Origin of the sequence: Chromobacterium subtsugae (assembly GCF_035919665.1) — a bacterium.
Classification (GTDB): Bacteria; Pseudomonadota; Gammaproteobacteria; order Burkholderiales; family Chromobacteriaceae; genus Chromobacterium; species Chromobacterium subtsugae.
In genome coordinates this window covers 2834824-2847407 of sequence record NZ_CP142381.1, presented here as the reverse complement: position 1 = coordinate 2847407, position 12584 = coordinate 2834824, and the positions used below count along the sequence as shown (strand labels likewise).

At 65.4% G+C, this 12584-nt stretch carries 11 protein-coding genes; 6 read left to right on the top strand and 5 right to left on the bottom strand.

Annotated features, from left to right (window positions below; all coding sequences use genetic code 11):
* Positions 1-34: 34 nt before the first annotated feature.
* From U6115_RS13660 to U6115_RS13650, 3 genes are all read right to left on the bottom strand, one after another.
* Positions 35-724, bottom strand: coding sequence for a nitroreductase family protein (locus U6115_RS13660; RefSeq protein WP_043577400.1), 690 nt, complete (start codon positions 722-724; stop codon positions 35-37).
* 279 nt (positions 725-1003) lie between these two features.
* A complete protein-coding gene (locus U6115_RS13655) occupies positions 1004-1852 on the bottom strand; it encodes a 23S rRNA (adenine(2030)-N(6))-methyltransferase RlmJ (RefSeq protein WP_043577398.1) in 849 nt (282 codons plus the stop codon).
* A 12-nt stretch (positions 1853-1864) separates the two neighbouring features.
* Positions 1865-2614, bottom strand: coding sequence for a tRNA pseudouridine(65) synthase TruC (locus tag U6115_RS13650; RefSeq protein WP_043577396.1), 750 nt, complete (start codon positions 2612-2614; stop codon positions 1865-1867).
* A gap of 466 nt (positions 2615-3080) precedes the next feature.
* Here U6115_RS13650 and U6115_RS13645 point away from each other — a divergent pair, with 466 nt between their 5' ends.
* The 6 genes from U6115_RS13645 to U6115_RS13620 all read left to right on the top strand — a co-directional run bounded on the left by U6115_RS13645 (position 3081) and on the right by U6115_RS13620 (position 9430).
* A complete protein-coding gene (locus U6115_RS13645) occupies positions 3081-4085 on the top strand; it encodes a BMP family lipoprotein (RefSeq protein WP_162837608.1) in 1005 nt (334 codons plus the stop codon).
* A gap of 116 nt (positions 4086-4201) precedes the next feature.
* Positions 4202-5731 (top strand): ABC transporter ATP-binding protein, encoded by a 1530-nt coding sequence (locus tag U6115_RS13640; protein WP_043577387.1) that lies wholly within the window; start codon positions 4202-4204, stop codon positions 5729-5731.
* Complete coding sequence (locus U6115_RS13635) at positions 5728-6822, top strand: ABC transporter permease (protein WP_043577384.1); 1095 nt, start codon at positions 5728-5730, stop codon at positions 6820-6822. The genes U6115_RS13640 and U6115_RS13635 overlap by 4 nt, the downstream gene beginning before the upstream one ends.
* The gene (locus U6115_RS13630; RefSeq protein ID WP_043577382.1) at positions 6822-7787 is read left to right on the top strand and encodes an ABC transporter permease; all 966 of its coding nucleotides are present in this window, start codon (positions 6822-6824) and stop codon (positions 7785-7787) included. The genes U6115_RS13635 and U6115_RS13630 overlap by 1 nt, the downstream gene beginning before the upstream one ends.
* A 111-nt stretch (positions 7788-7898) precedes the next feature.
* Complete coding sequence (locus tag U6115_RS13625) at positions 7899-9092, top strand: molybdopterin molybdotransferase MoeA (protein ID WP_043577379.1); 1194 nt, start codon at positions 7899-7901, stop codon at positions 9090-9092.
* Positions 9089-9430 (top strand): 2Fe-2S iron-sulfur cluster-binding protein, encoded by a 342-nt coding sequence (locus U6115_RS13620; protein ID WP_043577377.1) that lies wholly within the window; start codon positions 9089-9091, stop codon positions 9428-9430. The genes U6115_RS13625 and U6115_RS13620 overlap by 4 nt, the downstream gene beginning before the upstream one ends.
* A gap of 56 nt (positions 9431-9486) precedes the next feature.
* Here U6115_RS13620 and U6115_RS13615 read toward each other — a convergent pair whose 3' ends face one another.
* Entirely contained in the window at positions 9487-10578 is a 1092-nt protein-coding gene (locus U6115_RS13615) for an AI-2E family transporter (RefSeq protein WP_052258153.1), read from the bottom strand.
* Between the two features lie 65 nt (positions 10579-10643).
* A complete protein-coding gene (locus U6115_RS13610) occupies positions 10644-12440 on the bottom strand; it encodes a protein-disulfide reductase DsbD (protein WP_043577374.1) in 1797 nt (598 codons plus the stop codon).
* Between the last annotated feature and the right edge of the window lie 144 nt (positions 12441-12584).

Sequence of the window (12584 nt, the reverse complement as noted above, 5' to 3'; positions counted from 1 at the left end):
GTGTTTTTCCCTGTTCGACTTGGCGAGTGCGGCCTTAGAAGAAGCTGGCGATCTCCTCCAGCGGTTTCTTGCCGATATTGGGGACCATGCAATCGTCCGCCGGGTAGCCGGCCACCAGCAGGATGTAGGGCTTTTCGTGGGCGGGGCGGTCCAGCAACTGATTGAGGAAGTTCATCGGACTGGGCGTGTGGGTGAGGGTGGCCAGGCCAGCGTGGTGCAGGGCGGCGATCAGGAAGCCGGCGGCGATGGAAACGGACTCCGGCACGTAGTAGTTCTTGATCTCGCTGCCGTCCTCCAGCACGGTTTTCTTCTGGCCGAAGATGGCGATCAGGTATGGCGCGGTTTCCAGAAAAGGTTTGTCTGAATCCGTGCCCAGCGGCGCCAGCGCGTCCTTCCACTCCTGCGGCGCTCTGTGTGTATAAAATTCGCGCTCCTCGGCTTCGGCCCCTTCGCGTATCTGCCGTTTCCGTTCCGGGTCGCTGACGACGGCGAAATGCCAGGGCTGGTGATTGGCGCCGGAGGGCGCGGTGCCGGCGGCGCGCAGCGCGTTTTCTATCACTTCGCGCGGCACGGGCTGGCTGGTGAATTCGCGCACGGTCTTGCGGCGGCGGATGTCGGCGTAGAAGGCGCGGGAGCGCTCCACCATTTCCGTTTCCGGGTAGCGCTGAAAGGTGGAGAGCGGGATGAAGGCCGGTTGGCCCTGGTTGAACGGCAGTTTGCTCATGACGGCTCCTTTGGGCGGGATTTGCCGGCGGCATGGCCTTCCATGCTGTTGCGGCGCCGACGCATGGATGATTTCTCTGCGGCCATGCGATGGAATGGCAGCGGCTTTCATTGTAATGCAATCGGCATTATGCATTTGAAAAGCCGCTTGTCATGTAATTTTATTTCAAGTAAAGATACTTGATATGGAATTATCTCGCCGGGAGGGTGGGGAGGCGCTGGCAGGGCGGTAGGCGCAAAAAAAGCGCCCGATTGGGCGCTTGCGGCGTGGCGGAAGGTTTTACAGATCGCCGCCGGTTTCCAGGATGAAGCTGGCTTTGGCGTCTTGGCCCAGATGCTGCGCCAGGTAGGGCAGCACTTCGTTCAGCGTCTTGGGCAGCGTCCATGGCGCATTCAGGATGAACATGCCGCTGCCGTGCATGCCGAAACCGTCGGCGGACGGGCCTTGCACGTGCAATTCGGCGCGCAGCCAGTTCTTGGCCGGCAGCTTTTTCAGCGCCGGGATCATTTCCTTCATTTCCGCGCGCTGCAGGCAGGGGTACCACACCGCGTAGACGCCGGTGGCGAAGCGCTTCAGGCCTTCCTTCAGCGCGGTGTTCACGTTCTGGTAATCGCGTTTGTCTTCATAGGGCGGGTCGATCAGCACCAGCGCCCGGCGCGGCGGCGGCGGCAGGATGGCCTTGATGCCTTCGAAGCCGTTGGCCTGCTGGATCTGCACCCGGCGGCCGCTGCCTTCGAAGTTTTGCTGCAGCAGCTGCGCGTCGGTGGGGTGTAGCTCGAACAGGCGCAATTTGTCGCTTTCCGGCATCACATCGGCCGCGCACCACGGCGAGCCGGGGTAGAACTTCAGCTCGCCGTCCGGGTTCATCCGCTTGACCACCTCCACGTAGCCGCGCACGGCTTCGGGCAGGTCATCGCGCTGCCACAGCCGGGCAATGCCGCTTTCGAATTCGGCGTTTTTGGTGGCGTAGCCTTCCACCAGCGAATAGGCGCCGGCGCCGGCGTGGGTGTCGATATACCAGTAGGGCTTGTCTTTCTGGCCCAGGTAATTCAGCAGTTCGATCTCGATCAGGTGCTTGAGCACGTCGGCGTGGTTGCCGGCGTGGAAGGCGTGGCGGTAGCTGAGCATTATTGTTTTCTTTCAGATGGTTAGTTCGATTCCGGCGGCGCGCGCGGCATCGGCCCAGCCCAGGCGCGTCAGCAGCGCGGAGAAGTTCTCTTCCAGCGGGCAGTCCAGCCGCAGCGGCTGGACGGTGACGGGGTGGGTCAGCCGCATTTCCACGCAGGCCAGCAGCATGCGCGCGCAGTCCAGCTGTTCGGCGAACATCCGGTTGTGGCGGCCCTTGCCGTGGGTGGAGTCGCCGATGATGGGGTGGGCGATGTGCTTCAGATGGCGGCGCAGCTGGTGGCGGCGGCCTGTCAGCGGCGCCAGCTCCACCAGGCTGTAGCGGCTGGTCGGGTAGCGCTCCACCGCTATCGGCAGCTCGATCCGGGCCAGCGTGCGGTAGTCGGTCTGGGCCGGCTGCGGCGCGGTTTCCACCTTTTCGCCTATCCACTCCAGATCGTCCGGGCGGCGGCTGAGCGGATGGTCGATATGGCCGGCGTCGTCGGCATGGCCGCGCACCACCGCCAGGTAGCGCTTGGCCACTTGCTGGCGCTCGAACTGCCAGCTCATTTCGCGGCTGGCGTCCTTGTCCAGCGCGAACAGCAGCACGCCCGACGTGCCCTTGTCCAGCCGGTGCACCGGGTAGACGCGTTGGCCTATCTGGTCGCGCAGCAGCTGGATGGCGAAGCGGGTTTCGTTGCGGTCCAGCACGGTGCGGTGCACCAGCAGGCCGGCGGGTTTCTGGATGGCGATCAGCTGATCGTCCCGATAGAGTATCTGCAGCATGGGAATGACGGGTGTGGCCAGGCCGGGATTGTAGGGCTTGCGCGCCGCTTTGGGTATAGCCGGTTTGCTTTGCGTTCGATCAATTCAAGCAAGAATGGCCATGATTTGAAAGCGATGCGAAAACCATCAAGGCCCGCCCCGCCTGGCTTGCGGACGGATAGGAGCTGCCGGGGCGGGAAATGATTGCGACACGGTATTTCAAAGTCGAGAGGAAATGGTTTACAGCCCGGTTAACGGTCATTACAATTCGCCGCGCTCAGAAGAACGACGAAAGTGGTGTCTGCAGCCGGTTTTTGCATTGCGCAGGGAGCGGTTCAGGCCGCTTCGGCACAGCTGAGGCTGTAGTCCGGCGGTTACATGCCGTCTGCAATTTCAGCTGTCACCATTTCAAGTCCAGCGCTGCGGCACACTGCGCGCCCGCATGGCCCGTGTGCGCGTTGACCAACTAACTCCAAGAGTTATAGAGATGACAATTCAATTGAAACGTATCAGCTTTGCAGTTGCCGCCGCGGTTCTGTCGGCAGCGGCTTGCGCCAAGGACTTCACTCCCGCCGTGATTTACGATTCGGCCGGCAAGTTTGACAAGAGCTTCAGCGAAGCCGCCTACAACGGCGCCGAGCGTTTCAAGAAAGACTTCAAGGTCAACTACCGCGACGGCCAGATCTCGTCCGACGCGCAAAAAGAACAGCTGCTGCGCAAGATGGCCGGCAGCGGCGCCGACGTGGTGGTCGCCGTAGGCTTCAACTTCTCCCAGGCCGTGGAAACCGTGGCCAAGGAATTCCCCAAGGTCAAGTTCACCCTGATCGACGCCGTGGCCAAGGGCCCGAACGTGCAGAGCATCGTGTTCAAGGAACAAGAGGGCTCCTTCCTGGTGGGCATGGCCGCCGCGCTGAAGTCCAAGACCGGCAAAGTGGGCTACATCGGCGGCATGGACATCCCGATGATCCGCGCCTTCGGCTGCGGCTACGCCCAGGGCGCCAAGTACGCCAACAAGAACGTGGCTGTGCTGCAGAACATGACCGGCACCACCCCGCAGGCCTTCAACGACCCGGCGCGCGGCACCGAACTGGCCAAGAGCCAATTCGACCGCGGCGCCGACGTGATCTTCGTCGCTGCCGGCGGCACCGGCATGGGCGTGCTGCAGGCCGCCAAGAACGCCGGCAAGTTCTCCATCGGCGTGGACAGCAACCAGAACTACCTGTTCCCGGGCTCGGTGCTGACCTCGATGGTGAAAAAAGTGGACGTGGCCGTCTACAACACCTTCAAGGACGCCAAGGACGGCTCCTGGAAATCCGGCGTGCGCGTGCTGGGCCTGAAGGAGCAAGCCGTGGATTGGGCGCTGGACAAGAACAACCGTCCGCAGATCACGCCTGACATGGAAAAGAAGATCGCCGCCGCCAAGGCCGAGATCATCAGCGGCAAGATCAAGGTTGTCGATTACCGCGCCAACAACAGCTGCCCGGTACAATAATAAAGGCAGTGACATCCCCGGCCGGTGGCGGGGACGCAGCCGCGATGAGTTTCTCGTCGCGGCTGTTTGTTCATGCCGGGGGGTGGATTTGAATGAAGATCGGGAACATATAAAGCATGACCGAGTTTGCCATTGAGCTGACAGGCATCAACAAGAGTTTTGGCGCCGTGCAGGCCAACCGCGACGTGACGATGAGCGTGCCCAAGGGCAGCATTCACGGCGTCATCGGCGAAAACGGCGCCGGCAAGTCCACGTTGATGAGCATCTTGTACGGCTATTACCAAGCCGACAGCGGCACCATCCGCGTGAACGGCAAGGATGCGCGCATCCGCAACAGCCAGGAAGCCATCCGTTTGGGAATCGGCATGGTGCATCAGCACTTCATGCTGGTGGACACCTTCACTGTGCTGGAAAACATCGTGCTGGGCGCCGAAGGCGGCCGGCTGCTCAAGGGCGGCATGGACGAGGCCCGCGAGCACCTGAAGGAACTGAACCGCAACTACTCGCTGGAAGTGGACCCGGACGCGGTGGTCGGCGAGCTGGGCGTCGGCCTGCAGCAGCGGGTGGAAATCCTCAAGGCGCTGTACCGCGGCGCCGACGTGCTGATCCTGGACGAGCCGACCGCGGTGCTGACGCCGCAGGAAGCCGACCATCTGTTCCACATCCTGCGCTCGCTCAAAGAGCAGGGCAAGACGGTGATCCTGATCACCCACAAGCTGCGCGAAGTGATGGACAGCACCGACAATGTCAGCGTGATGCGCGCCGGCACCGTGGTGGCCAACGTCCGCACCTGCGACGTGGACAAGGAAAAGCTGGCCGACCTGATGGTGGGCCGCAAGGTGACGCTGAAGGTCGACAAGGCCGAGCGCGCGCCGGGCGCGGTGGTGCTGGACGTCAAGAACCTGTGCCTGACCGACGAGCGCCAGGTCAAGCTGCTGGACGGCCTGAACTTCCAGGTGAAGGCCGGCGAGATCGTCGGCGTGGCCGGCGTGTCCGGCAACGGCCAGTCCGAACTGCTGGAAGTGCTGGCCGGCATGCGCGCGCCCAGCGCCGGTGTGGTCGCCTACAAGGGCGAAGACCTGCTCAAGCTGCCGTGCAAGCGCGCGCCGCGCGCCGCCGTCTACCGCCGCATGGGCATCAGCCACATTCCGGAAGACCGTTCGCGCGAAGGCCTGGTGAAGAGCTTCTCCACCTACGAGAACGCCATCCTCGGCTATCACGGCGACAAGACGCTGAACAGCGGCCCGCTGTATTCGCGCAAGAAGCTGGTGGAGCGCACCCGCGACTTCATCGCCCAGTTCGACATCCGCCCGGGCAACCCGCTGCTGCGCGTGGGCCTGCTGTCCGGCGGCAATCAGCAAAAAGTGGTGCTGGCGCGCGAAATCCACGCCAACCCCGACCTGCTGCTGATTGGCCAGCCGACGCGAGGCGTCGACATCGGCGCGATCGAATTCATCCACAAGCGGCTGATCGAGCTGCGCGACGAAGGCAAGGCCATCTTGCTGGTGTCGGTGGAACTTGAAGAAATCCTGGCGCTGTCCGACCGCATCCTGGTGATGGCCGGCGGCCAGATCACCGGCGAAGTGGCGGCCAAAGACGCCGACACCATTTCCCTCGGCCTGCTCATGGGGGGGCACAAGCATTGAAATTCGGACAACCATCCACTCTGCCGCGTTGGGCGCAGCTGACCATCCTGCCGGCGCTCAATCTGCTGGCCGCCTTGCTGGTGACGGGCTTCGTCACCTGGATGATTGGCGAAAATCCGTGGGAATGCCTGCAGTTGCTGATACACGGCGCCTTTGGCTACGGCGAGGGCGCCGGCTACACGCTGTTCTACACCACCAGCTACATTTTCGCCGGCCTGGCGGTGGCCACCGCCTTCCACGCGGGGCTGTTCAATATCGGCGGCGAAGGCCAGGCGTATCTCGCTGGCCTGGGCGTGACGCTGGTGATGCTGGGCTTCGACCACACGCTGCCGTCCTATGTGCTGATTCCGCTGGCGGTGCTGGCGGCGATGGGCTTCGGCGCGGCGTGGGCCTACATCCCGGCCTATCTGCAGGCCAAGCGCGGCAGCCACATTGTGGTCACCACCATCATGTTCAACTTCATCGCCTATTCGCTGATGTTGTACCTGATCAGCCACCAGTTGATCGAAGCCGGCTCGCAAAACCCGACCACCCGCCAGTTCGCCGAAACCGGCTGGATTCCGCAGCTGCACACGCTGTTCTCGTCGCTGCCGAATTCGCCGCTGAACCTGACCTTCGTGCTGGCGCTGCTGGCGTCGGCGCTGTTCTACCTGATCGTCTGGCATAGCCGCTGGGGTTTTGAACTGCGCACCGTCGGCACCAACGAGCACGCCGCCGGCTACGCCGGCATGAGCGTCAGCCGCGTCATCATCATCGCCATGTGCGTGTCCGGCGCGCTGGCCGGGCTGTCGTCGGTGAACGATCTGCTGGGCTCCTCGCACCGGATGAACGTGCTGTTCACCAACGGCGTGGGCTTTGTCGGCATCGCTGTGGCGCTGATGGGCCGCAACCACCCGGTGGGCATCATCCTGTCCGCGTTGCTGTTCGGCGCGCTGACCCAGGGCGGCTCCGACCTGTCGTTTGAAAAACCGATGATCACCCGCGAGATGATCCTGTTCATCCAGGGCTTGATCATCCTGTTCTGCGGCGCGCTGGAAAATCTGTTCGAGCCGTTCATCGCCGGCCTGTTCAAGCGCAAGGACAAAAAATAATGGAAATGTTCTTCAGTCTTCTCGACTCCACCGTCCGCGTGGCGACGCCCCTGGTGCTGGCCGCGCTGGCGGGCATGTTCTCCGAGCGCTCCGGCGTGGTGGACATCAGCCTGGAAGGCAAGATGCTGGTGGCGGCCTTCGCTTCCGCCGCCGCCGCCTACGTCACCCACAACCCGTGGCTGGGCCTGCTGGCCGGCATCATGGCCGCGGTGTCGATGGCGATGGTGCATGCCTTCGTCTCCGTCACCTATAACGGCAACCAGCTGATCTCCGGCATGGCGATCAACACCGTCGCTTCCGGCATCACGCCGGTGCTGGGCCTGGCCTGGTTCCAGCAGGGCGGCAACTCGCCGCAGCTGCCGGACGAAGGCCGCTTCCACGAGATCGTGCTGCCGTTCGCCGACGCGCTGCGCGACGTGCCGGTGGTGGGCCTGGTCTACAGCAAGCTGATTTCCGGCCACAGCATTCTGGTCTACCTCACCGTGTTCGTCGTGATTCCGCTGGTGACCTGGGTGCTGTACAAGACCCGTTTCGGCCTGCGCCTGCGCGCGGTGGGCGAAAACCCGCACGCGGCAGACACCGCCGGCATCTCGGTGGCCAAGGTGCGCTACACCGCCTTGTTCTGGGGCGGCGTGTTGTGCGGCATGGCCGGCACCTATCTGTCTGTCTACCAGACCGGCAGCTTCATCAAGGAAATGACCGCCGGCAAGGGCTTCCTGGCGCTGGCGGCGCTGATTTTCGGCAAATGGCGTCCGGTGCCGGCGGTGATCGGCTGCCTGCTGTTCGCCTTCGCCGATGCGATCCAGATTCGTCTGGAAGGCGTGGAGCTGCCGGTGATCGGCCAGATTCCGTCGCAAGCCATCGCGGTGATTCCTTACGTGCTGACCGTGCTGCTGCTGGCCGGCTTCGTCGGTCGGGCGCTGGCGCCGAAGGCCATCGGCGTGCCTTTCGTCAAGTCGCGCTAAGCCGCGAAGCCGCACCCCGAAAAGCCCGCCGGCTTCCTGTCGGCGGGCTTTTCGCATGCTCGCGCGTGCTATGATGGGCGATCGAATCCGATCCGGACGGGACACATTTTCATGTTGAGCTACCAACAGGCGCGCGACTGGCTGCTGGAACGCGCCAGGCCGCTGAGCGCGCGGCAAATCCTTCTCCTGGCGCAAATTCATGGCCGCGTTCTGGCGGAGCCGGTGCGGGCGGCGCTGGACGTGCCGCCGCACGACAACAGCTCGATGGATGGCTATGCGCTGCGTTGCGCCGACTTCGCCGCTGCCATGCCGGTGTCGCAGCGGATCGCCGCCGGCGCGGCGTCGCAGCCCCTGCAACCGGGCAGCGCGGCGCGCATCTTCACCGGCGCGCCGATCCCGCCGGGCGCCGACGCGGTGATCATGCAAGAGCAGGCGCAGCTGGACGCCGACGGCAAGGTGAGCTTCGCCGCCGCGCCCCGTCCCGGCCAGAACATCCGGCTGCGCGGCGAGGACATCGCCAACGGCCAGGAAATCCTGCCGGCGGGCCGCCGGCTGACCGCCGCCGATCTGGGGCTGGCGGCTTCCATCGGCCTCGCCGCGCTGCCCGTGCTGCAGCCCTTGCGGGTGGCGGTGTTCTTCACCGGCGACGAGCTGGTCGAGCCCGGCCAGCCGCTGGCCGCCGGGCAGATCTACAATTCCAACCGCTACTGGCTGCTGCCGGCGCTGCGGCAACTGGGCTGCGAAACCATAGACCTGGGCGCGGTGCGCGACGACCTGGACGCCACCCGGCGCCTGCTGCGCGACGCGGCGGCGGCCGCCGACGTGGTGATCACCTGCGGTGGCGTGTCGGTGGGCGAAGAGGATCATGTCAAGGCGGCGGTGGAGGCCGAAGGCGAGTTGACGCTGTGGACGGTGGCGATCAAGCCCGGCAAGCCGCTGGCCTGCGGCCGGATCGGCGACGCCGACTTCATCGGCCTGCCCGGCAATCCGGTGTCCGGCTTCGTCACGCTGCAGACGCTGGTGCGGCCTTTCCTGCAAAAGCGGATGGGTTTGCCGTTGGCGGAGCAGGCGATCCAGCGCTATCCTGCGGCCTTCGCCTGGCCGAAGCCGGACGCGCGGCGCAGCGAGTTTCTGCGCGTGCGCAGGACGCTGACGGACGAGGGCTGGCAGCTGGAGCTGTATCCGCAGCAAAGCTCCGGCGCGCTGACCTCCTGCGCCTGGGCCGACGGCCTGGCCTGGCTGGAACCGGGCCAGACGGTGGCGCCGGGCGACAGCCTGCGCTACTGGGCGCTGGACCTGGCATGACGCGCGTCCGCTTTGTCGGCGAGAGCGGCGCCTTGCTTGGCGAGGCGGACGCGCAGGCGGGCGACAATCTGCTGGACATCGCCCGCCTGGCCGACGTGCCGCTGCACTGGCGCTGCGGCCAGGGCACCTGCGGCACCTGCAAGGTGAAAGTGCTGGCCGGCATGGGCGCGCCGCAGCGGCCGGGGCGCAAGGAGCGCAATGTGTTGCTGCGCGCCGGCGCCATCAGCGAGCAGCTGGCGGGAATGGAAGAGTGGGAGGAGGCTCAGCCTTGGCGGCTGGCTTGCCATCTGGCGCTGGCGGAGGGGGCGGATTGGGAAGTGCTGTGTCCCGATGACTGAGCCGAGCTGCCGCGATGAAAAAAGCCCCCGGGAGGGGGCTTTGTCGTTTTCGTGGCTCAGCCTTGCTCGCCCTCGCAGGCCAGCTTCTCGTTGTCGTCGCGCTCCAGCCAGTGGCGCAGCATGGTCAGGCCCACCGCCAGCAGGGTGGGGCCGATGAACAGGCCGATCACCCCCCAGGCGATCAGGCCGCCGATCACGCCGAGGAAAATCACCGACAGCGGCATCTGCGCGCCCTGGCTGATCAACAGCGGCTTGAGCACGTTGTCTATGGTGTTGATCAGCAAGAAGCCCCAAACCAGCAGGAAGATGCCCATGCCGGTGTGGCCGGTGTAGAACACCCAGCCGGCGGCGGGCAGCCAGACGATCAGCGTCGGCATCTGCGCCACCGCGACGATGAAGCACAGGAAGCCCAGCACCAGCGCGCCGGGCACCCCGGCGACCAGCAGGCCGATCACGCACAGTATGGTTTGCGCCAGCGCGGTGCCCACCACGCCGGTGGTGACGCTGCGTATGGTGCGGGCGATGACTTCCGGCAGGTCGCTGGCGGTTTCGCCGCCCAGCTTCACCACGATGCGCTCCACCAGCTCCCACAGCTTGTCGCCGTTGATCAGCAGCAGGCCTGCCACCACGATGGCCAGCACGATTTCCAGCAGGCTGAGGCCCAGGTTGGCGCCGCCTGACAGCAGCCACAGCGCCGCATCGTTGATGGCGGGGCGAATCTTCTCGAAAAAGCCGGGCAGATCGGCCTGCACGCCTTGCCACATCTTCTGCAGGCTTTCGCCGACCACAGGCAGATTCATCAGCCAGGATGGGGCGTCGGGCAGGCGGAAACTGGTCAGATCGTGCGCCAGGTTGGCCAGATGGGGCAGGGTGTCGGCCAGCGTCAGCGCCATCAGCCCGATCGGAATGGCCAGCGCGGCGGACAGCGCCAGCACGATCAGCAGCGCGGCCAGCTTGCGGCGGCCCTTCAGGCGCAGGCACAGCCGGCTGTACAGCGGCCAGGCGGAAATGGCGATGATGGCCGCCCAGGTCAGGGCGCCGAGAAAGGGTTGCAGCACCTTGATGCAGGAAATCACCAGCAGGGCCAGGATGGCGATGCGGAACACGCTGAGGATGCTGATGTTGGGAAAACCATTGGCGACGGGCATGGAAGCTTCCGAGGTGGGTAGGCGGAACGAGACGGCCGGCGCCTGAGACGCCGGCCGGAACGGCGCTAGTTTGCCACCTTGGCCAGCTCCCGGGCAAATGCCTCTGCCGGGGTGTAGCCCACCACGCGGTTGCGTTCGGCCGCTTGCGCGTCGAACAGGATGATGCCCGGCGGGCCGAACAGGCCGAAGCGCTTGAGCAGCGCCTGATGCTCGGGGCTGTTGGCGGTGACGTCGGCGCGCAGCAGCGTGAACCGGCCCAGCTTGGCCGCCACCTGCGCTTGCGGGAAGACCTCGGCCTCCATTTCCTTGCAGGCGATGCACCAGTCGGCGTAGAAGTCCAGCAGCAGCGGCTTGCCCTCGGCCTTGGCCTCGGCTAGCCTGGCGTCCAGCTCGGCGCTGGAATTCACCGGCTGGAAGTTGGCGTGCGGCTGGGCGGCGCCTTCCGCGTTGCTGGCGGCGATCAGCTTGAGCGGGTAGCGCGGATTGTCGGCGCCGGAGAGCAGGCCGACCAGTTGGGCGGCGCCCAGCAGGAACAGCAGCAGACCGAGCGCCTTGCCCAGCCGCGCGCGGCTGCCGGTGCCGGCGGACAGGCTGTCGAACGCGCCGAGGAACACCGCGGCGCCGATCAGCAGCGCCGCCCACAGCAGCATCACCAGCGCGGCCGGCAGGAAGGGGGTGGCCAGCCAGATGGCCAGGCCCAGCATCAGCACGCCGAAGGCCGATTTCACCGCCTTCATCCAGTTGCCGGCGCGCGGCAGCACATGGCCGCCGAAGGTGCCGATGGCGATCAGCGGCAGGCCCAGGCCCAGCGCCATCGCGTACAGCGCCGCGCCGCCCAGCGCCGCATCGCCGGTGCTGCCGATATAGCCCAGCGCCAGCGCCAGCGGCGGCGCGACGCAGGGGCCGATCAGCAGAGCCGACAGCGCGCCCATCAGGAACACGGTGGCGGCCTTGCCGCCGGACAGGCGGTTGGAGGCGTCGTTCAGTCGCGACTGGATGCTGCTGGGGAGCTGGATGGAGAACAGGTCGAACATCGACAGCGCGAACACCACCATCAGCGCGCTGGCGGTCAGCACCACGGCCGGCTGTTGCAGCCAGACGGTGAGCAGCGAGCCGGTGAGGCCGGCCGCCACGCCGACGGCGGTGTAGGTAAGCGCCAGGCCTTGCACGTAGATCAGGGACAGCAGAAAACCGCGGCGGCGGGTAAGTGTGGCGCCCTGGCCGGCAATCAGCGATGAAACGATGGGCAGCAGCGGGTACATGCAGGCGGTGAACGCCATGCCCAAGCCCGCCAGCAAAAAGGTGCCCAGTGTGGGCAGCCACCCTTTGGCTGCCAACTCGCTGTTACCGGCCGACGCTTTTCCCGAGGTGCCGACCTCCGTCCAGGCGCTAAGCTTGTTGCCGGAGCCGCCCGCCTGCCCCACCTTCAGCTTGTGGGTGTAGGGCGGGTAGCAGACGCCGGCCTCGGCGCAGCCTTGCAGCCTGACGTTCAGCTGGAAGTCGGCCGGCGCGCCGGCCGCCAGCGGAATGGCGATGGTCTGCTTGCCGTGGTAGATGACCTGCTTGCCGAAGTAAGGGTCGCTCTTTTCCTGGCCGGCCGGCAGCGCGGGCTTGCCGGTCAGGTCGGCTGGGGCGCTGCTGATGCTGATGCGGTCGCGGTACAGGTAGTAGCCGGGGGCGACATCCAGCGTCAGCTCCAACTGGTCGCCATGGCGGGCGACCTTGGCGGCGAACGCCTGTTCCGGCGGCAGCAGATCATCCTGGTTGACCGCGTGGGCGGGCAGGGCGAAGCTCAGACAGGCGAGCAGCGCCGCCAGCCATTGCCAGGCGGTTCGGTAGGTGGAATATAGGTATGCTTGCACTTGCAGACTCTTCTGGGGGTTGGCGATGAGGGTGTGACGACGCGGACGGAAGACGGTTCCGTTTTTATGCGGCGTGATGCAATATGCATCAAATCACGCGATCCGGCAAACCGGAAGGTCTGCGGGTTCAGCGGCTAGTATATC